Source organism: Veillonella nakazawae (genome assembly GCF_013393365.1).
GTDB classification, from domain to species: domain Bacteria; phylum Bacillota; class Negativicutes; order Veillonellales; family Veillonellaceae; genus Veillonella; species Veillonella nakazawae.
Map to the genome: position 1 here is coordinate 620,245 of NZ_AP022321.1, position 19,085 is coordinate 639,329.

At 37.7% G+C, this 19,085-nt stretch carries 17 protein-coding genes; all 17 read left to right on the forward strand.

Annotated features, from left to right (window positions below; all coding sequences use genetic code 11):
• The first annotated feature begins 44 nt into the window (after window positions 1-44).
• Window positions 45-248: a helix-turn-helix domain-containing protein gene (locus tag VEIT17_RS02720; RefSeq protein WP_105089468.1), complete on the forward strand. Its 204-nt coding sequence runs from the start codon at window positions 45-47 to the stop codon at window positions 246-248.
• 205 nt (window positions 249-453) lie between these two features.
• Entirely contained in the window at window positions 454-1,395 is a 942-nt protein-coding gene (locus VEIT17_RS02725; RefSeq protein WP_178884654.1) for a Dyp-type peroxidase, read from the forward strand.
• A 181-nt stretch (window positions 1,396-1,576) separates the two neighbouring features.
• Window positions 1,577-3,076 carry a threonine synthase gene (thrC, locus tag VEIT17_RS02730; protein WP_178884656.1) on the forward strand — a complete coding sequence of 500 codons (1,500 nt, stop codon included), beginning with the start codon at window positions 1,577-1,579 and terminating at the stop codon, window positions 3,074-3,076.
• Between the two features lie 143 nt (window positions 3,077-3,219).
• Window positions 3,220-4,107: a DMT family transporter gene (locus VEIT17_RS02735; protein WP_024064656.1), complete on the forward strand. Its 888-nt coding sequence runs from the start codon at window positions 3,220-3,222 to the stop codon at window positions 4,105-4,107.
• Window positions 4,108-4,283: 176 nt separating this feature from the next.
• A complete protein-coding gene (locus VEIT17_RS02740) occupies window positions 4,284-5,954 on the forward strand; it encodes an ATP-dependent nuclease (RefSeq protein WP_119206964.1) in 1,671 nt (556 codons plus the stop codon).
• Window positions 5,955-6,254: 300 nt separating this feature from the next.
• Window positions 6,255-6,722: a large conductance mechanosensitive channel protein MscL gene (mscL, locus tag VEIT17_RS02745; RefSeq protein WP_178884658.1), complete on the forward strand. Its 468-nt coding sequence runs from the start codon at window positions 6,255-6,257 to the stop codon at window positions 6,720-6,722.
• A gap of 170 nt (window positions 6,723-6,892) precedes the next feature.
• Entirely contained in the window at window positions 6,893-7,942 is a 1,050-nt protein-coding gene (locus VEIT17_RS02750; RefSeq protein WP_060924017.1) for a 2-hydroxyacid dehydrogenase, read from the forward strand.
• 82 nt (window positions 7,943-8,024) lie between these two features.
• Window positions 8,025-9,713, forward strand: coding sequence for a glutamine--tRNA ligase/YqeY domain fusion protein (locus tag VEIT17_RS02755; RefSeq protein ID WP_060924016.1), 1,689 nt, complete (start codon window positions 8,025-8,027; stop codon window positions 9,711-9,713).
• A 127-nt stretch (window positions 9,714-9,840) separates the two neighbouring features.
• Window positions 9,841-10,476 (forward strand): hypothetical protein, encoded by a 636-nt coding sequence (locus VEIT17_RS02760; protein WP_060924015.1) that lies wholly within the window; start codon window positions 9,841-9,843, stop codon window positions 10,474-10,476.
• Between the two features lie 101 nt (window positions 10,477-10,577).
• Window positions 10,578-11,165 carry a DUF3793 family protein gene (locus tag VEIT17_RS02765; protein WP_060924014.1) on the forward strand — a complete coding sequence of 196 codons (588 nt, stop codon included), beginning with the start codon at window positions 10,578-10,580 and terminating at the stop codon, window positions 11,163-11,165.
• A gap of 10 nt (window positions 11,166-11,175) precedes the next feature.
• Window positions 11,176-11,595: a flavodoxin gene (locus VEIT17_RS02770; RefSeq protein WP_105089459.1), complete on the forward strand. Its 420-nt coding sequence runs from the start codon at window positions 11,176-11,178 to the stop codon at window positions 11,593-11,595.
• Window positions 11,596-12,166: 571 nt separating this feature from the next.
• Entirely contained in the window at window positions 12,167-12,799 is a 633-nt protein-coding gene (locus VEIT17_RS02775; RefSeq protein ID WP_178884660.1) for a helix-turn-helix transcriptional regulator, read from the forward strand.
• A 9-nt stretch (window positions 12,800-12,808) separates the two neighbouring features.
• Complete coding sequence (gene dpaL, locus VEIT17_RS02780) at window positions 12,809-14,020, forward strand: diaminopropionate ammonia-lyase (protein ID WP_024065752.1); 1,212 nt, start codon at window positions 12,809-12,811, stop codon at window positions 14,018-14,020.
• A 12-nt stretch (window positions 14,021-14,032) separates the two neighbouring features.
• Window positions 14,033-15,343: a YgeY family selenium metabolism-linked hydrolase gene (locus VEIT17_RS02785; protein WP_060924011.1), complete on the forward strand. Its 1,311-nt coding sequence runs from the start codon at window positions 14,033-14,035 to the stop codon at window positions 15,341-15,343.
• A 155-nt stretch (window positions 15,344-15,498) separates the two neighbouring features.
• Window positions 15,499-16,692 (forward strand): knotted carbamoyltransferase YgeW, encoded by a 1,194-nt coding sequence (gene ygeW, locus VEIT17_RS02790; protein ID WP_024065750.1) that lies wholly within the window; start codon window positions 15,499-15,501, stop codon window positions 16,690-16,692.
• Window positions 16,693-16,761: 69 nt separating this feature from the next.
• Entirely contained in the window at window positions 16,762-17,697 is a 936-nt protein-coding gene (gene arcC, locus VEIT17_RS02795; protein WP_024065749.1) for a carbamate kinase, read from the forward strand.
• Between the two features lie 53 nt (window positions 17,698-17,750).
• Window positions 17,751-19,079 carry a putative aminohydrolase SsnA gene (gene ssnA, locus VEIT17_RS02800; protein ID WP_129823202.1) on the forward strand — a complete coding sequence of 443 codons (1,329 nt, stop codon included), beginning with the start codon at window positions 17,751-17,753 and terminating at the stop codon, window positions 19,077-19,079.
• Window positions 19,080-19,085: the final 6 nt, after the last annotated feature.

Here is a 19,085-nt window from a genome sequence, read left to right on the forward strand (position 1 = left end):
GTTTTATCCGTCTATAATCTATTAGTAATATTGGGAGTACTGTAATGAAACTAGATGACGTTATGACTACACAAGAGGCTGGTGAAAGATGGAATGTACCAGCTGATTCTATCAAGCAATGCTGTTTAAAAAGATATGCAAATAAACAATTTACCGATGATGAAGCTAGAAAGTCGGGCAAAAATTGGCTTGTAACTCGTCAAGGAATGGAAAGACTATATGGTGAAGAAATGGATCGTCACATATAATGTATATATTTTTGACATCATTTTGACATCATTTTATAAAAAAATATATAGAAATATAGGTGAGTAAGAGAATATGAAATGGAATAAAACACTGTGTTTGTAGGATAACAGGATTAATTATTGGAATATTTTATATCTTATAGACAATACGGGCTTAATAGCTTATGATTACTATATAATAATTTTTCTCATTAGGAGGCACCCAATGGCAGTAGATGTTTCTAGAACACAAGATGTGTATAAAGATGCTGGACAAAGTGTAAACTTTACAACATTATTATTAAATCGTAAAGATCGTGACGCTGAACTCGAAGTAATTCAAGATATGGCGGACCGCATTCAAGCTATTAAACGCTCTGTTAGCATTCGTGCAAATGGTGAAGGTTTGGGCATTGCTTTTGGTTTCAGCCGTAAAGCATGGGATTATTTATTCCCTAATGCACCTGTACCAAAAGAGTTAGAAGACTTCCAAGGTATTAAAGGTGATAAACAAGACGTACCAGCGGTAGCAGCTGATTTATTCTTACATGTACGTTCCAATGATGAGTCCGTTACATATACTGTAGTGGATCAAATTATGGAGTTCTTACGTCCTATTACATCTGTAGTAGATGAAACTCATGGCTTCCATTATGAACAAGGTCGCGCCATCATTGATTTTGTAGATGGGACTGAAAACCCTGTTGGTCAAGAAGCTGTAGAGTGGGGCGTTATTGGTGATGAAGATCCTGAATTCACTAATGGTTCTTATGCATTTGCTCAAAAATATGAACACGATCTTGATGCGTGGCGTGCGCTTCCTACAGAAATGCAAGAAAAGTTCATTGGCCGTCGTAAATTCAGCGATATTGAGTTAGAAGATGATGAAAAAGATCCAGCAGCTCATAATGTAGTGTCTCAAGATAATCGCGATGATAAAGAACATAAAATCGTGCGCATGAATGTACCGTTTGCTCAACCGGGTCAAGGTGTACGTGGTACATACTTTATTGGCTATGCTCGTTACTGGGATGTAACTAAAACAATGCTTACTAATATGTTTACGCAAAATGATAAATTGCTTGATTATTCCAAACCTATTACAGGCATGCTCTTTTTCATTCCATCCCTTGATACATTGGATGCTATTGCAGAAGGCGAATTATAATCCGCATAGCTAGTTTATGCATGATTTATATGGTTTGTGATGCTCAGTTTTGTTAGCAGCATATAATTTGAGTGAAAATACCTTATAAATTCTATAGAAGCGCTCCTTTTAGGGGCGCTTTTATGCTATAATAAATCTATTAAACTCGTAAAATCTATTGTAGTTATGAATGAGGTATTCCATGAATTATACTAGCACCCGCGGTACCGTTGCGGTAAATGAAACATATGCATTGTTGCACGGCTTAGCAGAGGATGGTGGTCTATATGTACCATCTTTATTCCCTACAAACTGCTTAACTTACAATGATGTGAAAGATAAAAACTATCAAGAGGTAGCAGCTATTGTATTATCTAAGTTGTTCCCATGCTTCTCTGAAGCTCATTTAAATGAAATGATCAATTCTGCATACTCTGATGCTAATTTCAGTACTCGTGATATTGCACCATTACATTCCTTATTAGAAAAGGTTTCTGTATTGGAATTATTCCACGGCCGTACACAAGCTTTCAAAGATATGGCATTGTCCTTATTCCCATATTTATTGGTGGCAGCAAAAGAAGCAGAAGGTGAGAAAAAAGAAGTTCTTATCTTAACGGCTACATCTGGTGATACTGGTAAAGCTGCACTGGAAGGCTTTAAAGATGTACCTGGTACACATATCCAAGTATTCTACCCAACAGATGGTGTAAGTCCTATGCAAGCAGAACAAATGCAAAAGCAAGAAGGAAATAACGTTAATGTAACGGCTATTCATGGTAACTTTGATGATGCTCAACAATTCTTGAAACGCTTATTCGTTGATAAGGCTATAGCAGAAGAGGTTGCTGCAAAAGGTGTGATATTCTCCAGTGCGAACTCCATTAACATCGGCCGCTTGGCACCTCAAGTGATATATTATGTAAATGCCTATGCTGAGCTCGTAGCACAAGGTGCTATTCACGAAGACGAAGCTTTCAACGTAGTAGTGCCAACAGGTAACTTTGGTAATATCTTGGCTGCTTACTATGCTAAAAAAATGGGTATTCCTATTGGTAAATTGATTTGTGCATCCAACCAAAACAATGTGCTTACTGATTTCTTTGAAACTGGCACATACGATATGAACCGCCCATTCTATACAACGATTTCTCCGTCCATGGATATTCTTGAATCCTCCAACTTTGAACGTTTCTTGTACTATATCTCTGGTGAAGATAGTGAACGTACCGCTGGTTGGATGAAAGATCTTAAAGCAACCGGTAAATTGACTGTCAACGAAGAAGAGTTCAGTCGTGTTAAAGCTAATTTCGCAGGTGCCTACGTTGATGATGAAGAAACAAAAGCCATCATTGAACAAGTGTACAACTCCTATGGTTATGTAATGGACCCTCATACGGCGGTAGCTATGGGTGCATACATGAAGGAATTGGAAAAACATCCTGAAGATGGTGCGCGCCATACAATTATTGCGTCTACTGCACATCCATTTAAATTCCCTACAGCCATTTGCGAGGCTTTAGATATCAAAGTGGGTGACACACCGTATGAAAGCTTAGATAATATTTCTGCTGTAACGGGTGTAGCATTCCCTAAACAATTGGAAGCTTTGAAATCTAAACCATTGCGTTTTACAAAAGCAATCGATAAAGAGGATATGAAACAAGAAATTCTTGATTTTGTAGATACATTCTCTAAATAATATGATGCCGCCTTTCATTAGAAGGGCGGCATATATTTTGGCTTTGTAAACTATGTATCTCCTGTATATCGGATTGCTTATATAGATAATACAGGACAGTAACTATGTAGTAACATTATAGTAGAAGTGTATAGGGAGGTAGTATGGCTAAAAAAGGCCTTATGTACGCATTGTTATCGGCTCTTTTGTTGAGTACGATGAATTTATTCGTAAAGATGCTTGGCTCTAATATTCCTTCTGGGGAAATTGCCTTTTTCCGTGGCTTATTTGGTACTGTAGCGGTTCTTATCGTTATGTATACCCAAGGCATCCGATTCTCTAAAGAAGATAGAGGACATCTACTAATGCGCGGTTTATACGGCGGCTTTGGAATGGTTTGTAACTTTATTGCCTTAGTGCATTTAAAGTTATCTGATGCAACGATTTTATTTCAAACATCAGGTATATTTGTATTGATATTTAGCGCCTTATTTCTTAAAGAACGGGTACCTAAAGGGGCTGGAAAATGGCTTCTTTTGATCTTTGTAGCTGTAATGGTTATGGTAAATCCATTTAGCTTTACTGGCTTTACTTGGTTTGCCTTAGTAGCTATTTTAGGGGCTGCTTTATCTGCGGCTGCGTATACAACGATTCGCCTTATATCTAAGCGAGGTAAACATAGTAATTTCGAAATTATGGCGTATTTTATGATTACAGGTATGATTGCAGGGCTTGTTACAACTGACAAACTCGTTATGCCTCAAGGCACAGATTGGCTTATCATCTTGGCGATTGGTGGTATTAGTGTAGTGGCTCAGTTCTTCTTGACTGGTGCCTTTGTTACAACTAACGCTGTAGTGGCTCAATTTCTACAATATGTTGGCGTATTCATTAGTTCCTTCTATGGATTCCTGTTCTTTGGTGAAAGCTTATCCATCGAAACCGTTGGGGCTGGTATTGCTATGTTTGTGTCCTCTGTTATGCTAGCACGCCTTAAAGAGCAAAGTGGTCCTTTGCGTGAAGGCAAGGTTATAGAGGATAAAATTAAATAAATGTCGAATATATACAATATCAAACGTTGTATGACAGTGGGGGTGCTGATCACATTCGTGATTGGCACCTTTTTACATATAGGTGCGAAAAATATCTGAGATAATGATGTATCGGGTTGTTATTAAAAATATACTAGGGCTCTTTCATTTTGAAAGTAGCTACAGGAGGAGGGGCTATGTATATAAAATGGATGCATATTGAAAACTATCGCAACTTGGCTGATGTGACCTTGAGCTTTCACAATGATATTAATTATTTCGTTGGTGAAAATGCAGTAGGTAAGTCTAATTTTTTAGATCTCTTAGAAATTGTCATGGAATGTCACGGTTTTAATGAACATGATTTTACAGATGTACATAAACCGATTCGCATAGATTTTGAACTATCACTTGGTGAATTAAATTATAAAAGTATGTTTACCCCTAATGAGGGGCCAATTTATCGGTTACGATTAGAACAAGTGGTACAAGAGGTATATCCACGCCTGTATAGCATGACTGATAAAGATATTGAGCCTATGGCGCTTTCTATGATTCGTCATGCTTTATATATGTGTCATCGAGATACTTCTGAACAAGAGTTGTTTACTATTCCATCCTCAGTTTATGTAGAGCTAGGAAAACTATTAGAAGACTATGTGTCTAGATTGGAAGTGGTAACCGATGATTTACAACGTAAAATCGTCAGTTTGCGTAAGGATTTAGATCCCTATTGTATGCTCAATATTCAACACCTCATAGAAGTGTTATCCACTTCATCCGCAATGGAACATAAATACTCTGCTGATAATGTGCGTTTAATTATGGCGGTGGCTCTTAAGATTTTGGCGCAAATTTATATGAAGATTAATAGTGCAACAACAAATTTAGAATCTCTTCTCGTATATGATGAAAAAGGTCGTAAGTATTTACCTATTTTTATTAGTGTCGATGAGCCAGAGTTACACTTAAGTCCGTACTTGCAACGAGCCGTGCTAAATTATTATCGCCAAATTGCAACGAATGAAAACGAAGAATTTTTGGCGTTGCTAAGAGATATATTTAACATTGATGGACTTTTAGGGCAGCTCTTTGTAGTTACTCATAGTACGGATGCGCTAGTTGACGACTATCGTCATATAATTCGTCTATACCGTGATGAGAACAATATGGTTTGTACAGCTTGTGGAGTGACCTTTAATTTTCCTAAGGAAGTAGAAAAGCACTTGATTATGCATTTCCCTGAGGCTAAACAGGCACTCTATGCACGGTGTATCATTCTTGTAGAGGGTGAAACAGAGTATGGCAGTTTTGCTGGCTTTGGGAAAAAATTAGGTGTAGATTTTGATTACTTTGGCATATGTCTTATCAATGCACGTGGTGAGTCCTCTATTAGTAAACTACAAAAACTGTTTAATCGATTTGCCATACCTACAGTCGCTCTCTATGATCGCGATGTAGAAGGGAAATATGCTAAAGCCCATAGCAATATATTCTATACAGATGAAATATGTTTTGAAATGGACTTTGTTACTCATCTATTATCCTTGCGTAAACGTTCCATTATAGATGCTATTATCAAGGATATAATCGATGATGCTAGACCAATGGTGACAAAGGATATGGCCCGACGAGGTTATGCCAAGCTAGGAATTACGAAAAAGCAAATTAGACAACGATGTTTATCAAATATTTCAGATCGCAAATTAGATGATTTACATGTCTATTATTTCTCTTGGTTCTATGCTAATAAAGGCGTTATTGTAGGGCGTCGTATCAGCCAATTCTTAGAGGCCGAAATGATACCGCCGGCATTTATTTCAGTTATAGAACGGGCTAAAGCTATTTCCCTAGGTATAAAGATATAATAGTATATATAATATAGAGCTATAAATTATTTTTTCTAATTAATAGAGTCTAACCGATGTAGGATTAGACTCTATTTTTTACGTATTTCAAATAGAATTTTTGAAGAAGTATATATCAATATGGTGCGAAAAGTACGCATAATTACTGGTTTATTACAATAATAGATAGGGTTATGAAAAACTATATTAAATAAATTCGAAAGACTACATCGAAAAATATTGACATCTCTTCATCTTTCTTTTATGATTAGTACAGTTATTAACGCATTCTCAATTAAGTGTATCTAGGAGTAGTGAGAAATGAAAGAATTTTTGAACGATTTTAAAGCTTTTGCATTCAAAGGTAACATGATGGACCTCGCTATTGGTATGATTATTGGGGCTGCTTTCACAGCGTTGGTAAACTCTGTTGTAAGCAACTTGTTCATGCCTATTATCAGCTTGTTCACAGGCGGTATTGATTTCAGTAACTTGTACTTGCCATTAAGCGCAGGTTCTAAAGACGCATTCATGGCTGGTGCAGATATTAATACAGCTCGTGCAGCTGGTTCTGTATTGCCATACGGTACATTCATTACCGACTTGATCCAATTCTTGATCTTGGCATTCGTTGTATTCTTGATGGTTCGCGCATTAGCTAAAATGATGAAAAACGCGAAAGAAGAAGAGGCTGCTGAAGCACCTACAACTAAAGAATGTCCATTCTGTAAAACAGAAATTCACATTGATGCAGTTAAATGTCCTAACTGTACAGTAGATTTGAAATAATTCAAATTTAAAGCTACATAAAAGGAGTAAGGCCTAGGCCTTACTCCTTTTTGTTGTATTACGCCAGCTTTCTAGTATAAAATATAAGTATATAATAGAAATATATAATATTAACTTTAACGCGAAATTCTTGTGCGTGTATTATAAGATGTTTTGGAGGACTTATATATATGGAAAAAAAACCTCTAGTTGTTGTAAACGGTTTAGTCCGTAAAGATGCAATTGCTTATTTAAAAGAGCACGTAGATGTGCGCCAATGGACTGAAAAGACTGTAATGCCTCGTGAGACATTAAAGGAATGGCTCGTTGATGCGGATGGTTTGTGGTGTGTTCGCCCTTTAGATGTAGATGGTGATCTTGTAAAAAATGCACCTAATTTAAAGGTTATTGCTCAAGCAGCAGTGGGTTATGATAATGTAAAAATTGATGAATTAACAGCAGCAGGCATTCCTTATGGCAATACGCCAGGTGTTCTTAATGAAACCGTAGCAGAGCTTGCTTTTACATTAATTGCCACTGCTAGTCGTCGTATTCTGGAAAATGCTAATTTCGTAAAAGAAGGACGTTGGGCTCAAAGACCATCGAATATTAAAGGCTTTGATTTGAGTCGCCGTACCCTTGGTATTATTGGGATGGGGGCTATTGGTGTATCTATTTCTCGTCGTGCTCGTGCATTCGGTATGACCGTGGTATACCATAATCGTAATCAGCGTATTGATGACAAGATTCATAAAACTACGTATATGGAATTAGATGACTTATTAGCTACTAGTGATGTAGTTTGTGTGATGGCTCCACTAACAGATGAAACATATCACATGTGTGATGAAGCATTCTTCAAAAAAATGAAGAATACTGCTTTGTTTGTTAATGTTGGCCGTGGACCTATCGTTGATACAGATGCTTTGATTAGTGCCTTAAAAACAGGTGAAATCGATTACGCAGCACTTGACGTAACTGATCCAGAGCCATTGCCAGCAGATCATCCATTATTGGATGTTGAGAACTGTCTTATCGTACCACATATTGGTTCTTATACTGATCGTACGCGTTATGATATGTCTATTTTGACAGCTGACAATATTATTGCTGGCGTTCATAAGAAACCATTAAAGACCTGTGTTAATGAAGAAGTTAACTATAAGAAACCAGAAATGGATGTAGAGTCTGCCTTAGAAGAGCTTAAAAAAGCTGGTGTAGACTTAGCTGATTTCGACTAATATCACAAGACCTCAAAAGATATGCGGTATTATGCAAAATATGGTAAAATAAAAGAATATTTATCCTATGGAGGTTAGAACGTTGGAACATAAAGATATTGAAAAAACTGTAGCTCCTGAAGAAGTTGTATCTGTTAACTTTATCGAAGCTATCATCAACAAAGATAACGAAACTGGCAAATACGGTGGTCGTGTGTTAACTCGCTTCCCACCAGAACCAAATGGTTACTTACATATTGGTCATGCTAAATCTATTTGTCTTAACTTTGGTATTGGCAAACAGTACAATGGCTTAACAAATCTTCGTTTTGATGATACGAATCCTGCAAAAGAAGATGTTGAATACGTAAACTCCATCATGGAAGATGTAAAATGGCTCGGCTTTGATTGGGCTGATGAACCACGTTATGCATCTGACTATTTTGGTCAAATGTACGAATATGCTAAGAAATTAATTACTCTTGGCAAAGCGTATGTAGATGATCAAACGGCTGATGAAATTAAACAAACCCGTGGCGATTTCTCTACACCTGGTGTTAATAGCCCATACCGCGATCGTAGCGTAGAAGAAAACTTGAAACTCTTCGAAGAAATGAAAGATGGTCAATACGCTGATGGTGAAAAGGTATTGCGTGCAAAAATCGACATGGGCCATCCTAATATCGTTATGCGTGACCCTGTTCTTTATCGTATTGTAAATGCAGAACATCATAACACAGGCAATGAGTGGAAGATTTACCCTATGTATGACTTTGCTCATCCTATTGAAGATGCTATCGAACGTGTTACACACTCTATCTGTACTTTAGAGTTTGAAGTTCATCGTCCATTGTATGATTGGGTACTTGAGGATTGGGATGATACTGAAATTCCGCAACAAATTGAATTTGCTCGTTTAAATGTAACTAAAATGGTTATGTCCAAACGTAAATTGCGTGCACTTGTGGAAGCTGGTCTCGTAACTGGCTGGGATGATCCTCGTATGCCTACTATTTCTGGCTTGCGTCGTCGTGGTTATACGCCAGAAGCGATTCGTGATTTCTGTGATCGCATTGGCGTCGCTAAAGCAGATAGCGTTGTTGATATTGCTTTGCTTGAGTTCTGTATCCGTGAAGATTTGAAACTCAAAGCTACACGCCCTATGGTTGTTATTGATCCTGTGAAAGTTGTTATTACGAACTATCCAGAAGGTCAAACTGAACTATGCACAGTTGAAAATAATCCAGAAAATGAAGAGTTGGGTAATCGTGAAGTTGTATTCGGTCGTGAAATCTACATTGAACGCAATGACTTTATGGAAGAGCCAGTTAAGAAATTCTTCCGCTTGGCACCAGGTAAAGAAGTACGCTTAAAAGGTGCATACTTCATTACATGTACTGATGTTATCAAAGATGAAAATGGCAATATTACAGAAATACACTGTACATATGATCCAGAAACTAAGAGCGGCAGCGGTTGCACTCGTAAGGTAAAAGGTACATTGCATTGGGTTGAAGCATCTACTGCAGTAGATATTGAATCTCGCTTATATGATTATTTACTTAAAGAAGATTCCGATGGTAAAGACTTCTTGGGCGATTTCAACCATGACTCCTTACAAGTATTCCATAGTAAAGGGGAAGCATATCTTGCTAATACTGTACCAGGAGACCATTTCCAATTCTTGCGCCAAGGTTACTTTGTAACTGATAAAGATAGTACACCAAATCATATCGTAATGAACCGTATTGTTGGTTTACGCGATAGCTGGGCTAAGGCACAAAAAAAATAATTTAGTCAGGCATATACGTTGCTAAGATAATGATAAAGAACCGCTCCACTAAGGGCGGTTCTTTACTACTGTGTTGTTACTATAATGTTGAGCGTTTGTGACATTAACATTTCATTAGAGGAGACATATGAAAAAATTAGTATTACTTGCTACTGCAGCTGCTGTATTAGTATCTGTTCCAGCAATAGGCTCTGCAGCAAACATTAAGTCCGTTTTGAATAAAAGTCAAACTGTAACATATCAAGGTGTTAAATTACCTGAAGGTGTTACAATGTATCAAAATAATCCTAAAGCACTTTTTGCAGGCGATGCAAAAAAAGATATTAAATCTGTGCTTATAGAAGCGGGCGCTACCTCTGCTAATGTATCTACATTGAATATTAAAAACGAAAATGAAATGAACTATGCTGTATATGGTGATGTAGTATTAGGTAAGCAATTATCTGGTCGCATGAGTGAAACTAAGCATGTCAATGCAGATCCATCTTCACTAGGTGCACTTGCTTCTGCTATTAATAAGGGGGATAGTCCAATTCTTGGTACTTTCACAGTTGTAACGCCATTAGCTAAACAAGGTAATGTATACGAAGGAATATTAAAATATAAAAGTGTAGCTAATAATAATTCTTATAATGAAGTTTTACATATTAGCCTTTTTGATGATAAGTATACTGGTCCGAATGCACGTTTTATAGCTATAAATGAAGCTGATGATGCTGCGATATTCCCTAAAGTTAAGACTTTGCTAACCGTAAAAAAATAAATAATTATTGAAAATATATATCAATTATTCTTGACAATTTTTCTCATCAAGAGTACTATTGGCATATAGGAATTATTCTCATTAGAGAAAGTTCTAACGATGTGCAACAGGCAGGTACTATTATGATGAATTCAATTGACCATATCATTGGATATCATTGTGCACCGGCAATTCGAGGTATCAAACTTTCGAACTTGGTTTCTATTCCACGGGACATGAATGAACAAATCCAATTTGTATTGACAGAATATAATAAAGAGTTCAATGAAAAAGGATTGTTCTTCTTTGAATTATGTCGCTGTAAAGCGCGTAGACTATTATTGGTATTCCGTGAGAAACAATTACGAGACTATGTACGGCAACCTGCAGTAATGACATTTTTGAAAGCCTACGGTTATCATGATCGCATGAGCATTATGGAGATGCTTGAGCACCTAAGATATCGTATGGAAGCAAGTGTTGATTTTCCACATGAAATCGGCGTATTTCTAGGTTATCCATTAAAAGATGTGAAATATTTTATTTCTCGTCGTGGCAGTGGATATCGTATGTGTGGAGAGTGGAAAGTTTACCATGATGTGGTAGATGCAAAACGCTCTTTCTTATGTTACAAAGCATGTCGTGAATTTTGTCAAACTCAATTGATGTTGGGAAAAACATTTAGTTCATTGGTCGCAAGAACGGCCTAGGAGGTACAAGATGATTGGTGTAATTTATTGGTCCGGTACAGGCAATACAGAACAAATGGCTCAAGCAGTAGCTGAAGGTATCAAAGCTGCAGGTCAAGAAGTTGAAGTGAAATCTGTTTCTGAAGTATCCGTAGATGACGCAGCAGCTTACGAAAAACTAGCTCTTGGCTGTGCTGATATGGGTGCAGAACAATTAGAAGAAGGCGAATTTGAACCATTCTACACAGAATTAGAAGCTAAATTGGGTGGTAAAAAAGTAGCAATCTTTGGCTCCTATGGTTGGGGTGGCACTTGGTTAGAAGACTGGGGCACTCGCATTAAAGACGCTGGTGGCGAATTAGTAGCTGATGGCGTGGCAATCTTGGGTGAACCTGATGATGATGGTAAAGCACAATGTGAAGAATTGGGTAAAACATTAGCAAACGCATAGTTTACTCTTAACCATTAACATAAATCCTAACAGATAACAGTATATAAAGGCTGTAATAACGATATGTCGTTATTACAGCCTTTTTTGTATGCAATAAGAAGATTATATATACTTACTATGTATATAGACGTAACTTTTTGGTAGTTATGAATGTAGGAGTATTTATAAAAAATATATATATGCATAATGACATAGCAGATTGAATTAATACATATAAAAATATAGATATACATTGATTTTTATAGAGTTTGAATAGATTTAATTATATAGATGTGATAGCACAAAGGTCATTAAAAATTTTTATAACAGCCGGTTTATATGATGGAAATCAAAGGGAATGTATATGTTTATAACAATGGATGTATATGTTTGAATGTTTATAAATAACTTTAATGCATAATAGCATTGCATTTTTGTATACATAGACCTATAATTTAAGTAAGGAACCTAACAAAAAATTAGGTTGATACAAAAATAGTTAGAATTGTTCTCATAATGCTGACTATATAAGCGGACTGAAGTTATTTAGACCATAAAGTTAACCGATACCGATGAGAGGGAGGTTATCTCAATGAGTACATTGGAACGGCTAAAAGTAATAGCTCATGGATTGGCCATACAATTCGGACCATCTTGTGAAGTACTAATACATGACTTACAAGGAGATCTCGATACATCACTTGTATATATAGAAAATGGTACGATAACGAATCGCCATGTTGGTGATGGTCCATCACATGTGGTTTTGGATGTACTCAACTATGATGATGGTAGTGAAGGTAGATTTGGGTATCTAACAAAAACTAAGGATGGACGGATATTAAAATCCTCTACCATGTATATCCGTGATGATAATGGCAATATTGAATACCTATTAGGAATTAATCAGGATATTACAGAGTTTGTTATGATGCATCGATCACTTGAAAGTCTTATAGGGATAGGTCAAGCTGAGACTGGCACTGTTGAAAAAATTACTACAAGTGTATCGGAACTATTAGATGATTTACTACTAGAAGCAGAACGGTTAGTTGGCAAACCTGGCCCACTCATGAATAAAGTAGAGCGACTAAAAGCTATTAGCTACTTAAATGAAAAAGGGGCTTTTCTTATCTCTAAATCTTCAGAGAAGATTGCGGAGTATTTCAATATTTCTAAGTTTACTCTTTATAGTGATTTAAATACTGTAAAGGAAGAATCCTAGGAGGCAAATATGGACCGAATTCAGTGGAAACGTAATACGATGGCACCATCTAGTGACAAGTTTTTGTCCGTTATGGATGTTAGAGAAATTAAGAAAGCTAAAGCGTTTCATGAAAGTTTTCCACAGTATAGTGTAACTCCACTAGTATCGCTAGAAAAATTAGCAGATTATATCGGTGTTAATTCTCTCTTTGTAAAAGATGAATCTTACCGCTTTGGCTTAAATGCGTTTAAGGTATTAGGCGGCTCTTATGCAATGGCAAAATATGTAGCTCAACAAACTGGTAAAAATGTTGAAGATGTACCATATGATGTATTAACTTCTCCACAATTAAAAGAAGAATTCGGACAAGCTACATTCTTTACAGCTACTGATGGTAACCACGGACGTGGCGTAGCCTGGGCTGCTAATAAATTAGGTCAAAAAGCAGTAGTATTCATGCCTAAAGGCTCTACAGAATATCGTAGAAAACAAATTGAAAATGAAGGTGCTACCGTAACGATCGAAGAATTCAACTACGATGAATGTGTACGGTTAGCAACTAAAAAATCTAAAGAAGTTCCAAATGGTGTTGTAGTTCAAGATACAGCATGGGAAGGTTACGAAGAAATTCCAAACTGGATCATGCAAGGCTATGGCACAATGGCTATGGAAACGGCAAATCAGTTAGAATCTGAAAACTGTAAGGTACCAACTCATGTATTTGTACAAGCTGGTGTAGGTTCCCTAGCAGGTGCTGTAGTAGGTTATTTTACTAATTTATACAGCAATGCAACTAAGAAACCTAAATTAGTGGTTGTAGAAGCTGAAGCAGCAGCTTGCTTATATAAAGGGGCTGTAGCTGATGATGGTAATCCTCGTATCGTTGAGGGTGATTTAGAAACAATCATGGCTGGACTTGCATGTGGTGAACCAAATACAGTTTCTTGGGATATTTTGAGAAACCATGCGGATGTATTCGTATCTGCTCCTGATTGGGTAGCAAGACTTGGGATGCGCGTTGGTGGTGCACCGATTAAAGGTGATACACCAATCACTACAGGTGAATCTGGTGCGGTTCCACTAGGTCTTGTAACGGCAATTATGACAATGCCAGAATATGAAGACTTACGCAAGGAATTAGAATTAGATGCGTCTTCAAAGGTGCTCTGCTTCTCCACTGAAGGTGATACAGACCCTGAAAGATATAAAAACATTATGTGGTATGGTGAAGATCGTTAGGAGGCATTAATTATGGATTTACAAGCAATTAAACAAGCAGCAGCAACTTATGGACCAGCGATGACCAAGTTCTTACGTGAAATCGTAGCATTCCCTGGTGAAAGTGCAGAAGAAAAAGAACACGTTCAACGCATTGAAAAAGAAATGAAAGATCTTGGCTTCGACGAAGTTGAAGTAGATCCAATGGGTAACATTCTTGGTTACATGGGTACTGGTAAAACACTTATTGCCTTCGACGCTCATATCGATACTGTAGGTATTGGTAACCGCGATAACTGGAACTTCGATCCTTATGAAGGTTTTGAAGATGAAACTAAAATCGGTGGTCGTGGTGTATCCGACCAATTAGGTGGTATCGTATCCGCTGTATACGGTGCTAAAATCATGAAAGACTTAGGTCTTTTAAGTGATAAATATCGCGTACTTGTTGTAGGTACAGTACAAGAAGAAGACTGCGATGGTCTTTGCTGGGAATACATGATTAAAGAACGTAATATTCGTCCTGAATTCGTAGTATCCACTGAACCTACTGACGGCGGTATCTACCGTGGTCAACGTGGCCGTATGGAAATCCGCGTAGATGTACAAGGTGTATCTTGCCATGGCTCTGCTCCTGAACGTGGTGACAACGCTATCTACAAAATGGCAGACATTCTTCAAGACATCCGTGACTTGAATGCTAACTCTGCTGATGAAAGCACAGCAATTAAAGGTCTTGTAAAAATGCTTGACCCTAAATTCAACCCTGACCACTACGAAGAAGCTCGCTTCTTAGGTCGCGGTACTGTAACTACTTCCCAAATCTTCTACACTTCTCCAAGCCGTTGTGCAGTAGCTGACTCTTGCGCCGTTTCCTTGGACCGTCGTATGACAGCTGGCGAAACATGGCAATCCTGCTTGGCAGAAATCGAAGCTTTACCACATGTTAAAGAATATGGTGCAAAAGTATCCATGTATGAATATGCTCGTCCATCCTGGACTGGTTTAACATATCCAATCGAATGTTACTTCCCAACTTGGGTAATCCCTAAAGATCACAAAGTAACAGAAGCTTTGGAAGAAGCATACACTAGCTTGTATGGTAACGAACGTATCGGCGCTGAAGATACAGTTGAAATGCGTAAAGCTCGCCCATTGACTGATAAATGGACATTCTCCACTAACGGCGTATCCATCATGGGCCGTAATGGTATCCCTTGCATCGGCTTCGGTCCTGGCGCAGAAGCACAAGCACATGCTCCTAACGAAATTACATGGAAACAAGACCTTGTAACATGTGCGGCTGTATATGCATTATTGCCATCCGTATACTGTAAAGACTAATATCACATAAATTGGATTAGATCTCTTTAAAACGGAAATCACTAGAACATAGTTCATAACTACAAATTTAATACGGTACCTCACCATTTGATGAGGTATCGTATAAAGTTAGATCCTAAGTAGCCCTTTAGGGAATTGAAAGAGAGGACTTATAGATGACAGACTTCAATAAAAGTATTGAAACTTTAAAAGACTTAGACGTTAGCAAAATGTACGGCGAAGATTTCTTCCTTACATGGGAAAAATCTGAAGATGAATTAAAAGGTGTTTGGGCAGTAGCAGATGCATTACGAGCTCTTAGAGAACGCAATATCTCCACTAAAGTATTCGACAGTGGCCTTGGTATTTCTTTATTCCGCGATAATTCTACAAGAACTCGTTTCTCCTTCGCTTCTGCGTGTAACTTGTTAGGTCTTGAAGTTCAAGATTTGGATGAAGGTAAATCCCAAATTGCTCACGGTGAAACAGTTCGTGAAACAGCGAATATGATCTCCTTCATGGCTGACGTTATCGGTATCCGTGATGATATGTACATCGGTAAAGGTAATGCTTACATGCATCAAGTATCTGATGCAGTTAAAGAAGGTCATGAAGATGGCGTATTAGAACAACGTCCTACACTTGTAAACTTACAATGTGATATCGACCATCCAACACAAATTATGGCTGATGCGGCTCATATCATCAAAGAATTCGGTGGTGTAGAAAATCTTAAAGGCAAAAAAATTGCTATGACTTGGGCTTACTCTCCATCTTATGGTAAACCTTTATCCGTACCTCAAGGTGCTATTGGTTTATTCACTCGTTTAGGTATGGAAGTTGTATTAGCACATCCTGAAGGCTATGAAGTAATGCCAGAAGTTGAAGAAATTGCTAAGAAACAAGCTGAAGAAAGCGGCGGTTCCTTCCGTAGAACTAACGACATGAAGGATGCTTTCAAAGATGCAGACATCGTATATCCTAAGAGCTGGGCTCCATTTGGTGCGATGGAAAAACGTACGAAATTGTATGGCGAAAACGACCATGAAGGCATTAAAGCATTAGAAAAAGTTCTTCTTGAAGAAAATGGTAAACATAAAGATTGGGCATGTACTGAAGAGATGATGAGTCTCACTAAAGACGGTAAAGCTCTTTACTTACATTGCTTACCAGCAGATATTACAGGTGTAAGTTGTGAAGAAGGCGAAGTAGACGCAACAGTATTCGATCGCTATCGCGTACCTCTTTATAAAGAAGCAAGCTACAAACCATATGTTATTGCAGCTATGATCTTCTTAAGCAAATTTAAGAATCCTGTAGAAACCTTAAAAGAATTAGAACGGAAGGGAACTGACCGAGTTCAACCGTAAAGTAAACTTTAGGGGCCATCCGTGTTGATGGCCCCTTTTTATTCTTAATAGTTTGTTATGAGGCATAACATGAAAAAAAGAGTTGTAGTAGCGTTAGGTGGGAATGCATTAGGTAATTCCCTTCCGGAACAAAAAATTGCAGTAAAAAGTACAGCTAAAACGATTATTGATTTAGTAGAAGCTGATTGTGATGTGGTAGTAACTCATGGCAATGGCCCTCAAATTGGTATGATCAACAATGCGATGGCTGCATTGACACGAGAAGTAGAAGGACAACCTAATACACCATTGTCCGTATGTGTGGCCATGAGCCAAGCATATATTGGGTATGACTTACAAAATGCCCTTCACGAAGAGTTGTTGAATCGTGGTATTGAACATCTACCAACTATGACAATGGTTACGCAAGTATTAGTTGACAAAAATGACCCTGGATTCCAAAATCCAACAAAACCAATCGGTCACTTTATGACTAAAGAAGAAGCTGAATACGCAGAAAAAAATTACGATTACGTTGTAAAAGAAGATTCTGGCCGCGGTTATCGCCGTGTAGTAGCATCTCCAGCTCCTAAAGAAATTATCGAAATCGAAGCGATTAAAGGCTTAGTTGGGAAACAATTAATCGTTGCTTGTGGCGGTGGCGGTATCCCTGTAACTAGAGAAGGTAATGAACTTCATGGTGCAGCAGCCGTTATTGATAAAGACTGGACTAGTAGCTTGTTAGCACAAGAAATTGATGCAGATGTACTTGTTATCTTAACAGCTGTTGAAAAAGTAGCTATTAATTTTGGTAAAGAAAATGAAAAATGGCTAGATGAAATAACCGTGGCAGATGCGAAAAAATATGCAGCAGCAGGCGAATTTGCAGAAGGTTCTATGAAACCTAAGGTAGAAGCAGCTATTGCCTTTGCAGAATCTAAAAAAGGCCGTGTTTCCATTATTACATTATTAGAAAAATCTAAGGATGGTATAGCAGGAAAAACAGGCACGCGTATCGTATTATAATAATATATAGATTTATAAGTATACATCCAACGACTCGTTGGGGAGGTGCCCATATGATTATATTAGGAAAAGGTACTGTAATTACTCGCGATGCGGATAGACCTATCATTTATGATGGTGCTGTTGCTATTGATGGAACTCAAATTATTGATATCGGAACATATGATGAGTTATGTAAAACTTATGCAAATGCAGAAATCATTGACGCTCATAACGGCTTGATTATGCCAGGTTTTATCAATGCACATCACCATATTTATTCCGCTCTTGCACGAGGTTTATCATTGCCAGGACCAGCACCAACTAATTTTGGTGAAATTTTAGAAGGCTTATGGTTCTATTTAGATAATAAATTAACAGCTCCAGATGTGAAGGCTAGCGCATTGCTTACATACTTAGGATGTATTGAAAACGGCGTCACTACTATCTTCGATCATCATGCAAGCTATGGAGAAACCGCTAATAGTTTATCTGTAATTGCTGATGTGGCTAAACAGTTTGGTGTTCGCTCTTGCCTATGCTATGAAGTATCTGATCGTAACGGTGTTGATCAAATGAAAGCAGCTGTTGCAGAAAATGTGCGTTTTGGTAAAGAAGCGAAAAAAGATCCATCTAGACTCGCTGCTATGATGGGCTTACATGCATCCTTCACGTTAAGTTCTGACACATTAGATTATGTGAAAGCACAAAATGAAGACAAGTTAGGTTATCACGTTCATGTTGCTGAAGGCCCTGAAGATGTGGCAGATAGTAAAGAAAAATATGGCATGACACCTGTGAGACGACTTGTAGAGGCAGGAATTTTAGGTCCTAAGAGTATTGCAGGTCACTGCGTACATGTAACTGATCAAGATGTGGAATTATTGAAAGAATCTCAAGCCAAGGTTGTACATAATCCAGAAAGTAACATGGGTAATGCAGTAGGCACAACAGATATCTTGAAACTATTAGGTGCAGGTATCACAGTTGGTCTAGGTACAGATGGTTACACAAATGACATGCTCGAATCTTACAAAGTAGCAAATTGCCTTGTAAAACATGAGCAACATAAACCATATGTAGGCTGGGGCGAAGTTCCTCATATGCTATTTGAAAACAACCGTAAAATGGCGAATGAATTCTTCGATACTACAGTTGGCATCCTTAAAAAAGGTGCCGCAGCTGACGTAATCGTTCTTGATTACGCAGCACCAACGCCACTTGATGAAAATAACATCAATGGTCACTTATTATTCGGTGCTAATGGTATGTATGTGGTAACAACTATTAGCGATGGTGTACCACGTATGATCGATCGTAAGTTACAAGGCATCGACAAAGCTGAAGTAATGAATGAAGTTTTATCAACATCTAAAGGTTTATGGAAACGACTAAACCCATAACGCAAG

What these genes read in the sequence shown, in the direction of transcription:
- VEIT17_RS02720 (WP_105089468.1), top strand. Translation starts at nt 45, where the DNA reads ATGAAACTAGATGACGTTATGACTACACAAGAGGCTGGTGAAAGATGG.
- VEIT17_RS02725 (WP_178884654.1), top strand. Translation starts at nt 454, where the DNA reads ATGGCAGTAGATGTTTCTAGAACACAAGATGTGTATAAAGATGCTGGA.
- thrC (WP_178884656.1), top strand. Translation starts at nt 1,577, where the DNA reads ATGAATTATACTAGCACCCGCGGTACCGTTGCGGTAAATGAAACATAT.
- VEIT17_RS02735 (WP_024064656.1), top strand. Translation starts at nt 3,220, where the DNA reads ATGGCTAAAAAAGGCCTTATGTACGCATTGTTATCGGCTCTTTTGTTG.
- VEIT17_RS02740 (WP_119206964.1), top strand. Translation starts at nt 4,284, where the DNA reads ATGTATATAAAATGGATGCATATTGAAAACTATCGCAACTTGGCTGAT.
- mscL (WP_178884658.1), top strand. Translation starts at nt 6,255, where the DNA reads ATGAAAGAATTTTTGAACGATTTTAAAGCTTTTGCATTCAAAGGTAAC.
- VEIT17_RS02750 (WP_060924017.1), top strand. Translation starts at nt 6,893, where the DNA reads ATGGAAAAAAAACCTCTAGTTGTTGTAAACGGTTTAGTCCGTAAAGAT.
- VEIT17_RS02760 (WP_060924015.1), top strand. Translation starts at nt 9,841, where the DNA reads ATGAAAAAATTAGTATTACTTGCTACTGCAGCTGCTGTATTAGTATCT.
- VEIT17_RS02770 (WP_105089459.1), top strand. Translation starts at nt 11,176, where the DNA reads ATGATTGGTGTAATTTATTGGTCCGGTACAGGCAATACAGAACAAATG.
- VEIT17_RS02775 (WP_178884660.1), top strand. Translation starts at nt 12,167, where the DNA reads ATGAGTACATTGGAACGGCTAAAAGTAATAGCTCATGGATTGGCCATA.
- dpaL (WP_024065752.1), top strand. Translation starts at nt 12,809, where the DNA reads ATGGACCGAATTCAGTGGAAACGTAATACGATGGCACCATCTAGTGAC.
- VEIT17_RS02785 (WP_060924011.1), top strand. Translation starts at nt 14,033, where the DNA reads ATGGATTTACAAGCAATTAAACAAGCAGCAGCAACTTATGGACCAGCG.
- ygeW (WP_024065750.1), top strand. Translation starts at nt 15,499, where the DNA reads ATGACAGACTTCAATAAAAGTATTGAAACTTTAAAAGACTTAGACGTT.
- arcC (WP_024065749.1), top strand. Translation starts at nt 16,762, where the DNA reads ATGAAAAAAAGAGTTGTAGTAGCGTTAGGTGGGAATGCATTAGGTAAT.
- ssnA (WP_129823202.1), top strand. Translation starts at nt 17,751, where the DNA reads ATGATTATATTAGGAAAAGGTACTGTAATTACTCGCGATGCGGATAGA.